At 57.2% G+C, this 17,230-nt stretch carries 15 protein-coding genes and 1 tRNA gene; 6 read left to right on the top strand and 10 right to left on the bottom strand.

The features are described from left to right. Positions 1 to 49: 49 nt before the first annotated feature. Entirely contained in the window at positions 50 to 787 is a 738-nt protein-coding gene (locus FXO11_RS02695; RefSeq protein WP_148861457.1) for an FKBP-type peptidyl-prolyl cis-trans isomerase, read from the top strand. Positions 788 to 937: 150 nt separating this feature from the next. Here FXO11_RS02695 and rsd read toward each other — a convergent pair whose 3' ends face one another. Beyond that, positions 938 to 1,429 (bottom strand): sigma D regulator, encoded by a 492-nt coding sequence (gene rsd, locus FXO11_RS02690; RefSeq protein WP_148861456.1) that lies wholly within the window; start codon positions 1,427 to 1,429, stop codon positions 938 to 940. Positions 1,430 to 1,534: 105 nt separating this feature from the next. Next, entirely contained in the window at positions 1,535 to 2,035 is a 501-nt protein-coding gene (locus tag FXO11_RS02685) for a disulfide bond formation protein B (protein WP_202980276.1), read from the bottom strand. 258 nt (positions 2,036 to 2,293) lie between these two features. Here FXO11_RS02685 and FXO11_RS02680 point away from each other — a divergent pair, with 258 nt between their 5' ends. After that, positions 2,294 to 2,737, top strand: coding sequence for a flagellar basal body-associated FliL family protein (locus FXO11_RS02680; protein WP_168203115.1), 444 nt, complete (start codon positions 2,294 to 2,296; stop codon positions 2,735 to 2,737). A 114-nt stretch (positions 2,738 to 2,851) separates the two neighbouring features. Here the strand turns inward: FXO11_RS02680 and rmf are convergent, their stop codons facing one another. The 4 genes from rmf to FXO11_RS02660 all read right to left on the bottom strand — a co-directional run bounded on the left by rmf (position 2,852) and on the right by FXO11_RS02660 (position 9,250). After that, positions 2,852 to 3,058 carry a ribosome modulation factor gene (rmf, locus tag FXO11_RS02675; RefSeq protein WP_148861453.1) on the bottom strand — a complete coding sequence of 69 codons (207 nt, stop codon included), beginning with the start codon at positions 3,056 to 3,058 and terminating at the stop codon, positions 2,852 to 2,854. Between the two features lie 174 nt (positions 3,059 to 3,232). Beyond that, positions 3,233 to 4,792, bottom strand: a complete 1,560-nt coding sequence (gshA, locus tag FXO11_RS02670) for a glutamate--cysteine ligase (RefSeq protein WP_148861452.1) — start codon at positions 4,790 to 4,792, stop codon at positions 3,233 to 3,235. A gap of 63 nt (positions 4,793 to 4,855) precedes the next feature. After that, positions 4,856 to 7,198, bottom strand: a complete 2,343-nt coding sequence (locus FXO11_RS02665) for a Tex family protein (RefSeq protein WP_148861451.1) — start codon at positions 7,196 to 7,198, stop codon at positions 4,856 to 4,858. Positions 7,199 to 7,513: 315 nt separating this feature from the next. After that, on the bottom strand, positions 7,514 to 9,250 hold the full coding sequence (locus FXO11_RS02660) for a bifunctional diguanylate cyclase/phosphodiesterase (protein WP_148861450.1): 1,737 nt from the start codon (positions 9,248 to 9,250) through the stop codon (positions 7,514 to 7,516). A gap of 341 nt (positions 9,251 to 9,591) precedes the next feature. On the opposite strand from FXO11_RS02660, the gene rep reads away from it, so the two are divergent. Continuing rightward, positions 9,592 to 11,610 carry a DNA helicase Rep gene (rep, locus tag FXO11_RS02655; RefSeq protein ID WP_148861449.1) on the top strand — a complete coding sequence of 673 codons (2,019 nt, stop codon included), beginning with the start codon at positions 9,592 to 9,594 and terminating at the stop codon, positions 11,608 to 11,610. A 53-nt stretch (positions 11,611 to 11,663) separates the two neighbouring features. Here rep and FXO11_RS02650 read toward each other — a convergent pair whose 3' ends face one another. After that, entirely contained in the window at positions 11,664 to 12,080 is a 417-nt protein-coding gene (locus FXO11_RS02650) for a c-type cytochrome (RefSeq protein WP_148864767.1), read from the bottom strand. A gap of 243 nt (positions 12,081 to 12,323) precedes the next feature. Between FXO11_RS02650 and FXO11_RS02645 the strand changes: the two genes are divergently transcribed. Further along, complete coding sequence (locus tag FXO11_RS02645) at positions 12,324 to 12,698, top strand: hypothetical protein (protein WP_148861448.1); 375 nt, start codon at positions 12,324 to 12,326, stop codon at positions 12,696 to 12,698. 58 nt (positions 12,699 to 12,756) lie between these two features. Then, on the top strand, positions 12,757 to 13,866 hold the full coding sequence (locus tag FXO11_RS02640) for a phospholipase A (RefSeq protein WP_148861447.1): 1,110 nt from the start codon (positions 12,757 to 12,759) through the stop codon (positions 13,864 to 13,866). Between the two features lie 122 nt (positions 13,867 to 13,988). Here FXO11_RS02640 and FXO11_RS02635 read toward each other — a convergent pair whose 3' ends face one another. The 3 genes from FXO11_RS02635 to FXO11_RS02625 all read right to left on the bottom strand — a co-directional run bounded on the left by FXO11_RS02635 (position 13,989) and on the right by FXO11_RS02625 (position 16,827). Further along, positions 13,989 to 15,344 carry a phosphohexomutase domain-containing protein gene (locus FXO11_RS02635; RefSeq protein ID WP_148861446.1) on the bottom strand — a complete coding sequence of 452 codons (1,356 nt, stop codon included), beginning with the start codon at positions 15,342 to 15,344 and terminating at the stop codon, positions 13,989 to 13,991. A gap of 660 nt (positions 15,345 to 16,004) precedes the next feature. After that, entirely contained in the window at positions 16,005 to 16,484 is a 480-nt protein-coding gene (bfr, locus tag FXO11_RS02630) for a bacterioferritin (RefSeq protein ID WP_148861445.1), read from the bottom strand. A gap of 136 nt (positions 16,485 to 16,620) precedes the next feature. After that, complete coding sequence (locus FXO11_RS02625; RefSeq protein ID WP_148861444.1) at positions 16,621 to 16,827, bottom strand: bacterioferritin-associated ferredoxin; 207 nt, start codon at positions 16,825 to 16,827, stop codon at positions 16,621 to 16,623. A 199-nt stretch (positions 16,828 to 17,026) separates the two neighbouring features. On the opposite strand from FXO11_RS02625, the gene FXO11_RS02620 reads away from it, so the two are divergent. Continuing rightward, positions 17,027 to 17,103, top strand: a tRNA-Arg gene (locus FXO11_RS02620). Positions 17,104 to 17,230: the final 127 nt, after the last annotated feature.

Here is a 17,230-nt window from a genome sequence, read left to right as displayed (position 1 = left end):
TGGTGTATGAGCGACCGCTTCGGAATCTCCTAAAAGCAAAGGATACTCCATGAAAAAATCCCTGATTTCGATCGCACTGGCAGGCGCCGTAACCGCCACAGCCTTCGGTGTCGTCACGGCTTCTGCCGAACCTGCACTGGAGTCTCAGGACCAGAAAGTCAGCTACGGCATGGGGCTGGTATTGGGCGAACGCATGAAGAATGACCTGCCCAACCTGCAAATGGAACAGTTCCTCCAGGGTATTCAGGACGGCCACACCGGCGGTGACGCACCCCAAATGTCTCGCGAAGAAATCCAGGCGGCCCTGCAGCAGTACCAGAAGCAGATGCAGGAAGAGCAAATGGCCAAGATCCAGGAGATGGCCGAGGAAAACAAAAAGAAAGGCGACGCTTTCCTAGAGAAGAACGCTAAGCGCGACGACGTCGAGACCACAGACTCTGGCCTCCAGTACGAAGTACTCGAAGAAGGCGATGGGGCCAAGCCCGAAGCCTCGGACAGCGTGACCGTCCACTACACGGGCGAACTGCTCAACGGCGAGGTCTTCGACAGCTCCCGCGAGCGTGGCGAACCGGTCACCTTCCAGCTCTCTCAGGTGATTCCGGGCTGGACTGAAGGCCTGCAGCTGATGGAAGAAGGCGCTCGTTACAAGCTCTTCATTCCGGCGGACCTGGCCTATGGGCCGGGCGGCAACCGCTCTATCGGGCCCAACGAGACCCTGATTTTCGATGTGGAGTTGCTTGAAGTAAACCCAACCGAGGGTCAATCCGGCGGCGAACAGGGCGAATAAGCCACTCCCGCAACGCAAAAGAGCCGGCAACTGCCGGCTCTTTTTTTGTCTCTTTCGTATCTACTGTTTCGAGGTCGTGGCTTTTTCAGGAGAGCGGCTCTGTTTCGATAAAGTTTCTGTTCCGCAACTGCGCTTCCACCAATCCGTGTGTCAGACCGAGGGCGAAGACTCCATAACCTTTTCCGCGTGCACGTTGTGGAGGTGCTCTATCAGGAAATCTTCCAGCGAAAACCGGGTTTCCAGTTGCTCTCCCAGGTCCGACAGCGGCTCCATCAACGCCTTGAGCTGCGCTTCGGTCATCGATTCGGCGCTCAGGCGATCATTGAAGGAGAGCGCCCCTTCAGTGGTAGCCTCGATCTTAGGATAAACCCGGGCCATCATATCCAGTCCGCCATCGTCGAATTCCTTGGCTTCACGGATGAGCTGCTCGTAAATTTCGAAGTGACCCGCCGATACATAATCGACCAGAACCTCGCAGAATCGGATAAAACGCGCCTGAACACCTTCGGTATCGCTAAAGTCCGCGATACCGCTGATGTCGCAGAATTTCACGATCATGTCTTGCCGCTCGCGCAGCCACCGGTCGATCAGATCGCTAACCCCACCCCAGCGTTCCCGGGCACTCTGCACATTGTCGAGCATGTATCCTCCTCGGTGCTCAGTCTTATTGTTGTTATCGTACGGAAGTTACGCCATCGGCTCCAGTCCGGACGAGCCTTTTTCCTCGCGCCAAACGGTCAATGAACCTCATCCATTCCGCTGACGACCAAAAGCACCAAACGCAATGGCGATGCCGACAACCAGAAGCAGCGCAAAAAAGATCGCAGTCCAGCCAGGGATGCTCAGCCCGAGGAAAGTCCACGCCACCTTGGCGCAGTCGCCAGTTCCCTGCAGTGCAATGCGGAACACGTCCAGAATAGGCATGACGTCGAGCAGGTAATCCACCGATGGGCCACAGGCCGGCACCTGATCCTCAGGCAGGCTCTGAAGCCAAAGCTGACGGCCCGCCAGAGCCGCGCCAATAGCGGAGCATACCGCCAGCAACAGGCCATAGATACGCCCGCCCCAGCCTTGGGGGTTATGTAGAGCCGCGATCAGTGCCAGGATCCCCACTGCGGAAATAGCCATCCGCTGTAGCCAGCAGAGCGGGCATGGCTCCAACCCCATGACGTATTCCATGTAGAAGGCAACGGCCATCAAAGCCGCACAAACGAGAAAAATCAGCAAAAACACAAGACGTCGGGACATGGGCATCCTTAATAGATTGAAGTCACTCGCCAGTACGGCAGCACAAGGGTATCAAAGGGCACGCGTGTTAAAGGTCACTAGTGCACTAGTAGACCGGGCTCGATCTACTCGGTTTCCCCGCCGGCCGCACTTTATTGCTGCACCCAATAGCATGCCGAAGTGCAGGCCTGCTATTCTGACACCCCATAAAGGCCGCACATTCAATGGGGTGCGCTGCCTTCGGCGATAAAACAGGATATGAAGGAGAACTGCAAGCCCATGATGTTACGCCGTCTCGTCTTTGCCACCAGCTTGGTTCTGGCCGGCCTCAGCCATCATACCCTGCACGCCGAGGAAGAAGACACCGATGAGGCGGCAGAAGAGCAGGCCGAGGCCACGCCGTCGATCTATGTCGAGATGAAGCCTGCGTTTGTCACCAACATCGGGCAGTCCGGCGGCAGACTGAGTTACGTCAAGGCGGAAGTTACCCTGCGCGTGACCTCGGCGGATGCGGAAACCGCTGTCACGAATCACGCGCCGAGACTGCGCCATGAGATGGTCATGCTGCTGGGCAATCAGAACCGGGAGGAACTCTCCACCCCTCAGGGCCAGGAAAGTCTCCGAACTCAGGCACTGGAGCAGTTCAATCAGGTTCTCGAACAGGAGCAGACAGGGACGACCATCCAGGATGTGCTTTTCACGTCCTTCGTCGTACAGCGATAAGTCGTGAAGAGATAGGTCTTGAAGAGCTAGGCCGTGAAGGGGCAGCCAGCTCGCAAAGAGGTAGAGAGCTAGACGGGTAGAGGGCTAGACTAATGGAAAGGCACACTAGGCCGTTCAGGCGATACGATCATTGAGTCCTGGTTGCGCCCTGTGCAAAACCGGCTGACCATCCTCCCAACCGGCTTCCCAGGCAGCGACCACAACGTCCCCGCGATACGGGCAGCGCTCGCGTGACATGCCCATCACCGCTGCCATATAACCCTGACGGTACGCTTTATTGAGCGAATCCACATCCCAGCCGAGCTTAATATCCCTGGCCATGACGACTCTCCCTCGCGCCATCCAAAAGGAATCGTATGCCGGACTCAGGGAGCCATTAAGAAAGACGCCCAAACTTTCCGGAACCTGTAACAAAAATTAACAGGCACTCCCGTTCCGGACAAGCGGCTGTTTAATTTTTGTGCGACAAGTCCGCCAACGTTCTAAACGATGTGATCAAGCACGCAAATAGGCCTGAAGATAGTCATCGAACGTCATGTGATCGTTCTTCTCCAAGGTATCCTGTTCGGCAATAGAATCGGCGGCCATCTCCACGAACGCCGCCTCCGTGTCGGCATCCAGTGCATCCTCGCGAAGCATCGCCTGATGCTTACGGGATTGCGCCATGCTCCACGCCAGGTGGCCCTCGCCGGCTTCCTGCATGGCCGCCATTACGCGGCCCGAGCGGATAAGGCCCGGCTGGAAGATCGCCTGACGCTGCGCCTCCAACGCCTTCTCATACACCCGCTCGGCGCCGTTCAAACCGTCCAGCAGCGACGCCAATTCAGAAAGGCGATCCAACGTTTGCAGGGCTGCATCCCGAACGAGCGTATGCTTGCCATTGAAACAGATCTTTAGATCGTCCTGACGCCCCTGGGAAACGACGTCTTTGTAACTGCCATCAAGCCGTTCGCACTCGGCATCACCAATCACTTCGCTATCGCTCAACAGACAGTCCAGCAAGAAAACATCGAGAAAATCAACCTGTTGCGCACCGATACCCAGCGGTTCGAAGGGGTCGAGGTCCAGGCAGCGTACCTCGACATATTCCACGCCGCGACTCTTGAGCGCCTGGATGGGCTTCTCACCGCGCTCGGTCGATCGTTTGGGCCGCATGGCGCTGTAGTACTCATTCTCGATTTGCAGAACATTGGTGTTGATCTGCAAGTGCTCGCCCTGGCCGTTTTTGAGGCCGATTTTCTCGTAGGGAGGCCAGGGGGTGTGGATAGCGCGATAAAGCGTATCGGTATAGGTGCGCAGTTCGTTAAAACAGATATCCAGCGAGGATTGGGCGTTGTTGTGGTAGCCCAGGTCGCCCATACGCAAGGACGTGGCGGCGTCACCGAACCAGGTATCTTCGGAGAATCGGTTAAGGCGGTGAGAGACGCCGTTAACGAAGCTCGCGTCCAACGCTGGCGACGCGCCAAACAGCAGCATCAGCAGCCAGCTGCGACGGCGGAAATTACGGATCAGCCAAAAATATTGCTCGGACTTGAAGTCCTGCAACGAGCGTGTGTCGCCCAATAGTTGCTGCCAGGACTCCCAGAAGTGATCCGGTAGCGAAAAGTTGTAGTGCACACCCGCAATGCTCTGCATCATACGCCCGTAGCGCACCGCCAAGCCACGGCGATAGACATGGCGCAGGCGGCCACTGTTAGACGAGCCATATTCGGCGATACGAATGCTGGGATCGCCATCCAGACGGCAGGGCATGCTCGGTGACCAGAGTACCTCATCGCCGAGCCGAGACTGAACGAAGCGATGGGTATTGCGCAGGGAGGTCAGCAGTTCCTCCGTGCTGTTACACACCGGCGTAATCAACTCCAGCAACGCTTCGGAATAATCGGTCGTGATCTGCGAGTGCGTCAGTGCAGAGCCTAGCGCCTCCGGGTGCGGCGTCTGGGCGATAAACCCGTTGCGATCGACCCGCAGTCCTTCCTTTTCCAGCCCCTTACGGAAACCGGCCCAGTCCTTTGCAGCGAACTGCTGGAATAATGCCCTGCGGGACTCGCCCATGATCAGACTCCTGGTACGATGCCGCCGATGCCTTACGGATGCCGGCGGCGGGTTGTCAATGTATCAACGGCCGTTCTTGCGCGACGAGGCCAACGCTTGGGCCAGTGCCCCCGCCATAGCGCCCTGGGGCGCCTTCTGCGATGCGCGCCCTTTGCCAGGTTGAGCCTGCCCGCCACGCGGCCGGTCGCCGCCAGCCCGGGAACGTTCACCGCGGCCGGCATTGGTTTCACCTGGCTGGTCGTCCATACGCATGGACAGACCAATCCGCTTACGCGCAACATCCACTTCCATAACTTTAACCTTAACGATATCACCGGCCTTGACCACTTCGCGTGGATCTTTCACGAACTGGCTGGACAGCGCCGAGATATGCACCAAGCCATCCTGGTGGACGCCTATATCCACGAACGCTCCAAAATTGGTGACATTGGTGACGCTGCCTTCAAGGACCATGCCTGGCTTGAGATCGTTCAGGGTTTCCACACCCTCTTCAAAACTGGCGAAACGGAACTCAGGTCTGGGGTCGCGGCCGGGTTTTTCAAGTTCCGCGATAATGTCCTGCACCGTTGGCAGACCAAACTTGTCGTTGACGTAACGCTTGGGATCGAGGCCACGCAGAAATGCGGTATCGCCGACAATCTGATCCACCGAACGGCCACTATCCTTGGCAATCGCTTTGACAATACCGTACGCCTCCGGATGTACGGAAGACCGGTCCAGCGGATTTTCTCCACCGGCAATGCGCAGGAAACCGGCCGCCTGCTCGTAGGTCTTGGCTCCCAAGCGAGGCACATCCAGCAATTGCTTGCGATTGCGAAAGACACCGTTCTGGTTGCGGAAATCGACGATATTCTGGGCGGTGACCTGATTCAAGCCGGCCACTCGCGATAGCAGCGGCACTGACGCGGTATTGAGATCCACACCCACGCCGTTGACACAGTCCTCCACCACCGCATCCAGGCTTCGGGCGAGCTGAACCTGTGACACGTCATGCTGGTACTGACCGACACCAATGGACTTGGGTTCGATTTTCACCAGCTCGGCCAGCGGATCCTGTAAACGCCGGGCAATGGACACGGCACCACGAATGGTGACATCCAGATCCGGCAACTCGCGACTGGCAAATTCAGAGGCGGAATAGATGGACGCACCGGATTCGTTAACCACGATACGCGCGAGATTCAGCTCGGGGTAGCGTTTGATCAGGTCTGCAGCCAGTTTCTCGGTTTCACGGGAAGCCGTACCGTTGCCGATGGCGATCAGCTCGATTTTGTGCTCGCGGCACCACTTGGCCAATTGCTCGATGGACGGGTCCCACTTGTTCTGCGGCGCATGAGGGAAGATAGCGCCGTGACCGGTCACTTGGCCGGTGCCATCGATGACAGCCACTTTCACACCGGTGCGCAGCCCCGGGTCCAGCCCCAATGTCGGTCGTGGTCCCGCCGGAGCCAGCAACAGCAAATCCTTGATATTGTTCGCGAAAACCTGAATCGCCTCAGCTTCGGCGGCTTCGCGCACTTGAGAAACCAGCTCAGTTTCCAAATGAGTTGAGAGCTTGACTCGCCAGGTCCAGCGCACCACCTCAGACAGCCAGCGATCGGCTGCACGCCCTTGGTCGCGGATCTTCCAGTGGCCCGCAATCCTCTGCTCACCAGGGGATGCCTTGGTGCGGTCATCCTCGCCATCGCCAATGACAATGCTGTAGTTGAGTATGCCTTCGTTGCGACCGCGCAGGATGGCCAGCGCCCGGTGCGAAGGCACTTTTTTCAGCGGCTCGCTGTGCTCGAAGTAATCGCGGAACTTGGCGCCCTCGTTTTCCTTGCCCGCCACGACGCTGACTTTCAGGGTACCCTGCTCCCATAGGAAGTCGCGCAGCTGACCCAGCAGTTCGGCATCTTCGGCGAAGCGCTCCATCAGGATGAACTTGGCGCCGTCGAGCGCAGCCTTGGCATCCTCCACCCCCGCGTCCTTATTGATGTACTCGCCAGCGAGGGTTTCGGGGTCCTGGGTGGGGTCGCCGTAAAGCGCGTCTGCCAGCGGCTCAAGCCCTGCTTCGCGGGCGATTTGCGCCTTGGTCCGGCGTTTGGGCTTGTAAGGGAGGTAGAGGTCTTCCAGGCGATTTTTGGTGTCGGCCGTTTCGATGGACTCGCGTAGTTCGTCGGTCAGTTTGCCCTGCTCGTCGATACTACCGAGGATGGTTTTGCGGCGGTCTTCCAACTCGCGCAGGTAGCGCAGTCGCTCTTCCAGGGCTCGCAACTGGATATCGTCCAGAGAACCGGTGACCTCTTTACGGTAGCGGGCAATAAAGGGAACGGTGGCGCCTTCATCGAGAAGCTCAACGGTTGCGCTGACCTGCTGTTGCCGGACGCCCAGTTCATCGGCGATCCGCTGGAAAATACTGTTCATGCCACCTCACTCGCGTTGCAGGAGTACTGTTTTGTGTTCCGTAGGCGCTGTTTTGTACGGAGTAAGCCACCGGCCGCGGGTCGAATAGCTACCGGGGAAACCGCGCATTATAGCGCCCTGCCAGCCGATTACACGACCGCCGCCTTGCCCCTCGACAAGTACTATTTCAAGTACTGCTTCAAGTACTGTCTCCAGTACCATTTCAAGGACTATCGCAGGTACTGTTTCAAGTACTACCGACTACAAGTGCTACCGACTAGAGGGCTGTTGAAAAGTCCTGTCTTGAGGGAGATTGAACGCGAAAGGTACAGGGCCTTACTGACCCAGGCAAGCCAGGCTGTTACGGGCTTCGAGAAACTTAAGGAGATCATTCCAGGGCATGGGTTTGGCGTAGTAGTAGCCTTGCACTTCATCGCAATGATGCTGGCGCAGGAAATCGAGCTGTCCTTCCGTCTCCACACCTTCGGCCACCACACTCATTTGCAGGCTGTGGGACAGGCTGATGATGGCGCGGATAATATGCTCGGCATCACCACTCTGGCCCAGACGCTGGACGAACGATTTGTCGATTTTCACCAAGGAGATGGGCAAGTGCTGGAGATTGCTGAGGGACGAAAAGCCCGTACCGAAGTCGTCCAGCGCAAAGCTGATGCCAAGCTGGTTGAGCTCGCGCAGGCAGCGCTGGGCATAGTCCGGGTCGTGCATCATCGCGCTTTCGGTCAGTTCGAGTTCCAGTAGGCTGGTATCGATGCTGGCATTGTAAATGATGCGGAAGATGGTCTCGGTCATCTTGCGGTCGTGGAACTGGCGAAATGACAGGTTGACCGCGAACACCATACCGGGATAACCAAGGGACGACGCCTCACGCAGGCGTTCGCAAGCTTGTTCCAGCACCCAGTAACCAATGGGGACGATCAAGCCGCTGCGTTCGGCAGCCGGAATGAACTCGTCAGGTCCCACCAGCCCACGCTCGGGATGGTTCCAGCGCAGCAGACACTCGACGCCACGCACTTCTTCGGACACCAGATCGATGCGCGGCTGGTAATGGAGCTCCAACTGGCGGCCACGCAGTGCATTGCGCAGATCCGCTTCCAGCGTGATCTGTCGTCCGACCGTGAGGTGCAGCTGCTGGTTATAGAACCGGTAACTCGTGCCCGCATCGCGCTTGGCCTCGAACATCGCGCGATTGGCCTGGCGCAAAAGAATTTCCGGGGTATTGCCCGCTTCGGGATAAGTAGAAATACCGACACTCGCGCTGAGCACCACGCTCTTGCCGTCGATCACTACCGGTTCGTTCATGGCAGAGACGAGCTTGCGGATGATCTGCGTCACGTCGAGTGAGTTTTCCACCCGCTCAATGATAATGGCAAACTCGTCGCCGCCGATGCGCATCAGCGAGTCCACACGCCGCAGATTCTGGCGCAGACGTTCTGCCAGCTTGACGATCAGTTGATCACCGGCCTGGTAGCCCAGGCTGTCGTTGACCGACCGGAACTCGTCCAGGTTGATATGCATCAGGGCCAGACGCTGGCCATGGCGCTCGGCCCGAAGAATAGCCTGCTGAAGCCGATCGAAGAACAGATCGCGGTTGATAAACCCGCTCGCCACTTCCCGGCCCATTTGACCATGGGTGAACTCGCTCGCCCGATGGCGGAACAAGCCATACAACAGAGCCCGTCCGAGGTTCCAAGGGTCCAGACGGCCCTTCATCAGATAGTCCACAGCGCCATTGACGCGCGCCAGCGGCAGACCAACGGCCTCGGGCTCGGCACCCAAGGCCACCACGGGGTGATCGTCGCCAGCGACTGAAAGGTATTGAAGAAAGACAGCCTGGGATGAGACAAACATGATGCTGTCCCAGAGCACGACATCAAACTGGGTGTTGGCAATCAGGTCTTCGCAGTCCGCCAGATCCGGACACCAAGTGATGTCCAACCGCAGCTCGGGGTTCTGGCGTAATAGATGAACGTACCACAGGTAGTCCTGCAGTTCGGGCGTCAGAATCAGCAGACGGATGCTCGTGGCATTCCACGCGTCCTCGATATCATTCATTAGCAGCAGCCAACTCCCTTTTGTCTCGTGCAGCCATTACCACACACTCATGCCGAATACCCCTCCGTGCATCGGGTACAACAGGTTCAGCAGATGAATTCACGACTACGTCCTTTCCCTGGCCTGTTGACGCTTCGCCCACAGGCTCTCGGACGCATGGAAAGCATAGACGACCCGGACGCCGGATGCAGCGCCTTTTTACATTTTCCCATCAAACTCGCTTTACACTTTTCCATCAAAACGCGCTTTATACTTTCTCATCAAATAGACGCACGCTCATGTAGAATAGCGGAACTCTATTCTCCTCGGCCGCGCTCTCGCTAGTCCACGTCAGGGTACTTATGTCACAGCTCAACCCCCGTCAACGCGAAGCCGTTCGCTATGTCGATGGCCCCATGCTGGTGCTGGCTGGCGCCGGCAGCGGCAAGACCAGTGTGATCACGCGCAAGATGGCCTACCTGATCGAGCACGTGGGCATCCCCGGACGCCATATTGCGGCGCTGACCTTTACCAATAAGGCCGCCCGGGAAATGAAGGAGCGCGTATCCAAGCTGGTGGATCGCAAGCTGGCTCGCGGGCTTACGGTGTCCACGTTCCACAACCTCGGCCTCAACATGATCCGTGAGGAGCACGCCCACCTCGGCTACCACCCCGGCTTCTCCATTTTCGACGCGGAAGACGCCAAAGCGCTGCTGCAGGATCTCATGCTGCGCGAAGCCAGCGCCGACGCCGGCGACGAATTATCCGACATCCAGATGACCATCTCCAACTGGAAGAACGCCATGTGGGCGCCCGGCCACGCGCTAAGCCGAGCAGCGGACGAGCGGGAACAGCGCATCGCTCTGGTCTACAAGCGCTACACCGAATACCTGAAAGCCTATAATGCGGTCGATTTCGATGACCTGATTCTGCTGCCGGTACAGTTGTTCCTGGCCAACCCAGAGGTACTGGCCAAGTGGCGACGCAAGATCCGCTACCTGCTGGTGGATGAGTACCAGGATACCAACCTCTGCCAGTACGAGTTGGTCAAGCTGCTGGTCGCCGAGCGGGCCGCGTTCACGGTGGTCGGCGACGATGATCAGTCTATCTATGCCTGGCGCGGCGCCCGGCCGGAAAACCTGGCCACGCTAAAAGACGATTTTCCCAGCTTGAAGATCGTCAAACTGGAGCAGAACTACCGTTCCACCTCCCGCATTCTGCGCTGCGCCAACACGGTCATCGCCAACAATCCTCACGTCTTCGAGAAGGCGCTATGGAGTGACCATGCCATCGGCGACGAAGTCCGCATCATTCGCTGCCGCAACGAAGACGCCGAGGCGGAGCGCATCGCCACGGAGATTCTCGACCAGAAGCTAAAAAAAGGCATTGGATTCCGGGACTTCGCCGTTCTGTATCGCGGCAATCACCAGTCGCGACTGCTCGAGATGAAACTGCAGGCGTATCAGATTCCCTACCGCATCTCCGGTGGCCAGTCATTTTTCTCGCGCAACGAAATCAAGGACGCCATGGGCTACCTGAGGCTCATGATCAATCCCGATGACGATGCCGCCTTTCTGCGGGTGGTCAACGTGCCCCGGCGCGAGATCGGACCGACCACCCTTGAGCAGTTGGGCCACTATTCCCGCAGCCGCAAGGTCAGCATGTTCCGGGCACTAAATGACCTGGGCGCCGCCGAACATATCGCCGAGCGAGGCCTGGACAAACTGCGCCGCTTCGCCCACTGGACCGATCGCACCTGCCAGCGCATGTATCAGGAGGATCCGATACCGGTGATCAAGCAGATGTTCACCGATATCGAGTACGAGGAATGGCTACATCAGCATGCCGGAACGCCCAAACAAGCGGAGCGGCGCATGCAAAACGTGTGGTACCTGGTCGACTCCATTCAGCGCATGCTGGATGACGGCAAGGGCACCGCGGACGAAATGGGCATCGAGGACGCCATCAGCCGGTTAATCCTGCGCGACATGATGGAGCAGCGGGAGGAGGAAGACGATAGTGACAAGGTGCAGTTGCTGACACTACATGCCTCGAAGGGGCTCGAATTTCCTCACGTGTTCATGATGGGTCTGGAGGAGGAAATTCTGCCGCACCGATCCAGCATCGAGGAAAATTCGGTCGAGGAAGAGCGTCGCCTGATGTATGTCGGCATCACCCGGGCTCGGCAGACTTTGGCACTGACCTACGTCGCCCAGCGCAAACAATACGGCGAGAAGATAGAGACTATACCCAGCCGCTTCCTGGACGAACTGCCATCGGACGACGTGATCTACGAAGGCATGGGGGACACCGACGAAGCCGCCAACCAGCGCAAGGGTAAGGCCACGTTGAGCGCATTGCTCGGTGATCTCGGGGCCTGAAAACAAAAACGCCAGGCAATGCCTGGCGTTTGCGACTCGAAAATCGGCCTGGCTTATTGACTGCCTTCCACCATATGTTCGACGGCAGCCTGGATTTCATCATCCGGGCAACTGGCACACCCACCCTTCGCCGGCATGGCGTTAAAGCCATCGATGGCGTGGGTGATCAGCGTATCCATACCCTTCTCGATACGCGACGTCCACGCCGGAGCATCCCCGAACTTCGGCGCTCCCGCTACACCCGTGCTGTGACAGGCAGCACACACGGACTGATAAACTTCCTCGCCGGAGCGTGGCCCGCTGGAAGCCGCAGCCGGAGCTGGCCCGGTCAGGATATCCCCGCAGTCTTCGCCCTCAACGCAGACCGTTCCAATAGGCGCGATGCGCGAACGGATCTGGTCTTCCACGGCAGCCGTAGCACCGTTGGCCCACAGGCCCATACCAAGCAGCAGCGCCGCCAGCACTCTCATCGTCTTCACAGTGTGTACCTCACCTGTAAGTGTTTAGGAGCCTCTGAATAACTTCTGGATCGCCTCCGGCTTGCCGAGTTATTCGGAGACCCCTTTATTCTGACCAGGCATTATAGCGGCAGGACTCCCCCAAAAAAACCTGAGAGGACCAGACGCACCCAGTATCGACTTAAAAATACATTAATCACCTGACCTGTATGCAACGTAACCGGTATGATAGATGCCAAAGTACAGGAGCCCAGAATGCCCAAGCCGTCTTCACCCCAGCACGCTTCACCGAAATATTTCCCCAAATCACACCCCTGGCGCCGGCCGCTGCTGATCACTGAGTTCGGAGCCCTCGCGGTGCTCGTTGGATCGATGTTTTTCCTGGGCCGGATAGCGGGGCCCGAAGGGGCGCTCAATCCCGAAGGCACGCTTAACCCAGCCTGGCTGCTGATTCCCGCGCTCGCCAGCCTGGCTGTATTCATCAGTTTCATCGGCCTCATGTACCTGCGCTGGGTGGCCAACGTGGAAGCCCAAGCTGCCATCAAACATAAACTGATCTTCGCCATACTGACGCTTACGCTGCTGGGCGTTTGGGCCTATGGTATTGCCCAGACCTGGCGCAGCCTCTGACCTGTCGCAAGACCACCGAATTCCCGGACCATTGATTTAAGAAGGACCGAACCCAAAAATGCGAGCATTACCCGCCCTATGCCTCATTGCGGCCACGCCTCTCACGGCCATCGCCCAGGACACGGATACGCAACCCAACTTTTCGGATGTGATGCTGGAGGACTGCGCGCTGGTCCAGAACGGCATTAAACGCCTGGCCTGCTACGACGCCATCACCAACCCACCTCAGGCGCGGGAGCAGGCGACCGAAGAAGACATCGAGAAAGCTAATGCCGCAACGGAAGAATTGGACTTTAAGGCCAATACCGTACCGGGCTCCGACGCTATTTCCAACGGCAATGTCGAAAACAGTCAGGCAGACTCCTTGGTCAGCCAGTACTTCGCTGCCGAGAAGGCCCTATTTTCGTTCTCCGGCGGCTTTTTAACCCATCGGCCGACCTACATCCTGCCATACACTTACGTGCATAGCCCCAACGACCGGCCCTATAGTCCGCGTACCGGTTTTACCGAGTACGACAATTCGCTGGACTACGACGAGGCCAAGTACCAAATCAGCTTCAAGGTGCCACTCCTGACCGGCTTTTTCGACGACAAGACAACGCTCTGGTTCGGCTATACTCAACTGTCGTTCTGGCAGGTTTTTAATGACGATGCCTCCAAGCCCTTCCGGGAAACCAACTACGAGCCAGAAATCTTCGCGCGCTACGCCGCACAGTGGAATATTGGCCCGGGTCGGCTGGAAGCGCTAACGCTGGGCATCAACCACCAGTCCAACGGCCAGTCCGAGCCCAGATCCCGCAGCTGGAACCGGGTTCTCGGCGGCGTCGCCTATACCTACGATCGCTGGCTGTTCATGGTCCAGCCCTGGTACCGCATTCCGGAAGACGAGTCCGAGGACGACAACCCCGACATCGAGAACTACGTGGGGTACGCCAACTATTGGGCGGTCTACAAGATCGATGAGCAACGCACCCTATCGATGAAGCTCCTGAACAACCTCAAGTCGAACGACAACCGGACTTCGGTGGAGCTTGGCTATAGCTTCCCGCTGGGCGACACCGTCAAGGGCTACATTCACTACTACAACGGCTACGGCGAAAGCCTGATCGACTACAATGAACGCATCCAGCGGATCGGTATCGGGATCATGTTGAACGAGTGGCTGTAAAGGCTCGCCCATCGCGAAAGTCCAATGCAGGTAAAGTGAACACGTCAGTTACTTCAGCGAGACCCACAAAAAAACGCCCGGACTAATCCGGGCGCTTTTCGTAACGGCGAAGCGAAGGGCCTTTAAACGTTCAGTTCATCCAATTCCTTCAGCAATTGCTCGGTCTTCCCTTCCATTAAGGCCTTGTCACCCTTGGACTCCACATTCAGACGCACGACCGGCTCAGTGTTGGACATGCGCAAATTAAAGCGCCAATCTTTGAAGGCCACGCTCAAGCCGTCTACATGGCTAATGGATTCCGCATCGCCGCTGTACTTCTCTTCAATCGCTTTGATGACTTCCGGCGGATTGTTAATCGTGCGGTTAATCTCGCCGCTGGCCGGATAGGCATCGATCCGGGCATCGATCAGGGAGGAGAGGGTCTGACCGGACTGGCAAAGGCGTTCAGCCAGCAACAACCAGGGGATCATACCGCTATCGCAGTAGGCGAAATCCTTAAAATAATGGTGCGCACTCATTTCACCGCCGTACAAGGCGTCCTCAGCACGCATCCGTTCTTTGATGAACGCGTGCCCCGTCTTGCTTTCGACGGCACGGCCCCCGGCTTGTTCTACCAGATCCAGCGTATTCCACACCAGACGGGGGTCATGAATCACCGCACCGCCTTTACCGTGCTTGCGTAGAAACTGGTCCGCCAGCAGACCCACGATGTAGTAACCCTCAATAAAGCGACCGTTTTCATCCCAGAAGAAGCAGCGGTCGTAGTCGCCATCCCAGGCGATACCCATATCCGCATGGTTCGACTTCACGGCGGCTTCGGTGATTTCCCGGTTCTCCGGCAGAATCGGGTTCGGCACACCGTTGGGGAAGTTGCCATCCGGCTCGTTCAGCAGCTTGATGAAATTGAAAGGCAGTTTGGATTCCAGCTTGTCGATCACCCGCCCGGCACCGCCGTTGCCCGCATTCACCACAATATCCAGCGGCTTGAGACTCGCACTGTCGATATAGCCCAGCAGGTGTTCGAGGTAATCCTCTTCGGCGGCGAGCGTGTGATAGGTGCCCGACGTCGCCGCGTCTTCGAACGTATCGTCGAGGCGATCATGGATATCCCGCAGGCCGGTATCGTTACTGATCGGCCTGGAGTCTTCCCGCACCAGCTTCATGCCGTTGTAATCCTTGGGGTTGTGACTCGCAGTCACCATGATGCCCCCGTCCATCTTGTAATGACTGGTGGCAAAGTAAACCTGCTCGGTGCCACACAGGCCGATGTCGTAGACGTCCGCGCCGGCGGCCATCAATCCTTTGGATAGCGCCTCGGCCATTTCCGGACTGGAAAGCCGGATGTCGTACCCCACGATCACTTTTTTGGCCCCAGTGACGGCAATGTAGGCGCGTCCAATGCGCTCGGCCAATTCTGGGTTGATCTGGTCGGGAATCCGACCACGAATGTCATATGCTTTGAAGCATGAATAGGCCATTAAAATCTCCTTATGCGCCTTCAATAACGAACTTGACTCTCATTCTAGGTGGATCGCGCGATTACCCGTACTTACAATCCCGACAGATCATACCTTCAATGGGCTTGCGTTTCTTTGCCGTCAGACCCTGGCTGGCCTGTAACCGCTCGATGTCACCCCCACCCAGATAGGCGCCGGATTATACCTTAACCAGCTCCAGAGGGATTTTCCCCGGGTCGCCATGTAGTACATACCGCCGACAGGACCACCCGCGTTTCCCGTAGACGTCCCAGGACCGCCAGAACAAATGGCGAGGATTATGGCACCGCTCCCTGAGGGGCCGCCTGAAAATGCGTCGTTGAATGCCTCCATCTATCTGCCCGCGAAGTACGGGACCGCCGACAGGCTCGGGTCAATCCTGATGGGTGAATGTTACACGCAGACGCCCAGGCTCCTGAAGAAATTCAATATCCGTGCCCTATGCATCGAAATAGCAGACGCGGACTCAAAGGACAACGGATAATGCATTGAATTCAAAGTCCTGGCGGAACACTAAAAAGAGATAAAGCGGGGCAACAGGAGAAAATCGCAGCTACATCACCGCACAAGGCACAATTGCAGGGCAGTAGCTCTAAAAAGGTAGGAAATAGGCGCCGGCACGACACCGGCACCTAGCATTATTCAGCCCTCGGCAGCGCCACTCTGTAGCTGAACATAATTCTGGATACCCATTTTGCCAATCATATCGAGCTGTGTCTCGAGCCAGTCGATATGCTCTTCTTCACTGTCCAGAATGCTACGGAACAGTGCACGGCTAGTGTAGTCGTTCACCTGTTCGCAGTGAGTGATGGCTTCTTTAAGATCCTTGTGAGCGGAGTGCTCCAGCTTCAGATCGCATTCGATCATCTCCTGGACATCCTCGCCGATAAGCAGCTTGTTCAGATCTTGAAGATTGGGCAAACCTTCGAGGAAAAGAATACGCTCGATCAGCTGATCGGCATGCTTCATCTCGTCGATGGACTCTTCATACTCCTTCGCGGCCAGATGGGTGATACCCCAGTCTTTGTACATCCGCGAGTGGAGAAAGTACTGGTTGATCGCCGTAAGTTCGTTGGCGAGCACCTTATTGAGGTACTGAATGACCTTCTTATCGCCCTTCATGGCTGCGAGCTCCTATCCCGATGCGTGGAAAACAACAGGATAGTCTTATTCCCTGCAATAAAAAATCGCAGCGGAAAATGATTCGCAGTGATATCAGTGATTAAGACGCAATAAGAACATTATTTCGGATAGGCGGTCAGGCGGGCTGGGCGAGCATGCCCGCAAGCGTCATATGCTCTTCGGTCTGACACTCCCTGAGGATCTCGCGCGCAGTGGCTGCACAGCGACCACATTGGCGGCCGACACCCATCTCCTTACCCAGCTGACGCATGGAGCGACAGCCTTCTTCGGCAGCCTGACGGATCTGGCGGTCGGTCACCCCATGACAAAGGCATACGTACATAAAAACAAGTCCCATAGCCGTGATCAATCTTGATGATAATTATTGTTATTCGCGAATGTAAATGCAACACCTTTGAGTGAAAATTGTGTAACCGCTCGCAACGCTTTATTTCGTCGACCTACCCTTACCAGGACTGGACATAAACGCGGCTCGCACGTAAGATTGCGCACTCGAATTTGGCGCCTCGGCGTCAGGTTCTGCGCCCGTAGCTCAGCTGGATAGAGCGTTGCCCTCCGGAGGCAAAGGTCATAGGTTCGAATCCTATCGGGCGCGCCATATTCCATAAAAAAGCCCCGCCGCGTGCGGGGCTTTTTTATGGAACTTTGGTCTGCGGGATGGCCGATGAAGAACCTACGGTTCGACAAATTGCGTCAGCAATTTGGGCGTCGGAGCCCGCGACGAC

The sequence above is a fragment of the Marinobacter fonticola genome (assembly GCF_008122265.1).
GTDB classification, from domain to species: domain Bacteria; phylum Pseudomonadota; class Gammaproteobacteria; order Pseudomonadales; family Oleiphilaceae; genus Marinobacter_A; species Marinobacter_A fonticola.
This window is presented reverse-complemented; position numbering and strand designations above follow the sequence as displayed.

What these genes read in the sequence shown, in the direction of transcription:
- FXO11_RS02695 (WP_148861457.1), top strand. Translation starts at nt 50, where the DNA reads ATGAAAAAATCCCTGATTTCGATCGCACTGGCAGGCGCCGTAACCGCC.
- rsd (WP_148861456.1), bottom strand. Translation starts at nt 1,429, where the DNA reads ATGCTCGACAATGTGCAGAGTGCCCGGGAACGCTGGGGTGGGGTTAGC.
- FXO11_RS02685 (WP_202980276.1), bottom strand. Translation starts at nt 2,035, where the DNA reads ATGTCCCGACGTCTTGTGTTTTTGCTGATTTTTCTCGTTTGTGCGGCT.
- FXO11_RS02680 (WP_168203115.1), top strand. Translation starts at nt 2,294, where the DNA reads ATGATGTTACGCCGTCTCGTCTTTGCCACCAGCTTGGTTCTGGCCGGC.
- rmf (WP_148861453.1), bottom strand. Translation starts at nt 3,058, where the DNA reads ATGGCCAGGGATATTAAGCTCGGCTGGGATGTGGATTCGCTCAATAAA.
- gshA (WP_148861452.1), bottom strand. Translation starts at nt 4,792, where the DNA reads ATGGGCGAGTCCCGCAGGGCATTATTCCAGCAGTTCGCTGCAAAGGAC.
- FXO11_RS02665 (WP_148861451.1), bottom strand. Translation starts at nt 7,198, where the DNA reads ATGAACAGTATTTTCCAGCGGATCGCCGATGAACTGGGCGTCCGGCAA.
- FXO11_RS02660 (WP_148861450.1), bottom strand. Translation starts at nt 9,250, where the DNA reads ATGAATGATATCGAGGACGCGTGGAATGCCACGAGCATCCGTCTGCTG.
- rep (WP_148861449.1), top strand. Translation starts at nt 9,592, where the DNA reads ATGTCACAGCTCAACCCCCGTCAACGCGAAGCCGTTCGCTATGTCGAT.
- FXO11_RS02650 (WP_148864767.1), bottom strand. Translation starts at nt 12,080, where the DNA reads ATGAGAGTGCTGGCGGCGCTGCTGCTTGGTATGGGCCTGTGGGCCAAC.
- FXO11_RS02645 (WP_148861448.1), top strand. Translation starts at nt 12,324, where the DNA reads ATGCCCAAGCCGTCTTCACCCCAGCACGCTTCACCGAAATATTTCCCC.
- FXO11_RS02640 (WP_148861447.1), top strand. Translation starts at nt 12,757, where the DNA reads ATGCGAGCATTACCCGCCCTATGCCTCATTGCGGCCACGCCTCTCACG.
- FXO11_RS02635 (WP_148861446.1), bottom strand. Translation starts at nt 15,344, where the DNA reads ATGGCCTATTCATGCTTCAAAGCATATGACATTCGTGGTCGGATTCCC.
- bfr (WP_148861445.1), bottom strand. Translation starts at nt 16,484, where the DNA reads ATGAAGGGCGATAAGAAGGTCATTCAGTACCTCAATAAGGTGCTCGCC.
- FXO11_RS02625 (WP_148861444.1), bottom strand. Translation starts at nt 16,827, where the DNA reads ATGTACGTATGCCTTTGTCATGGGGTGACCGACCGCCAGATCCGTCAG.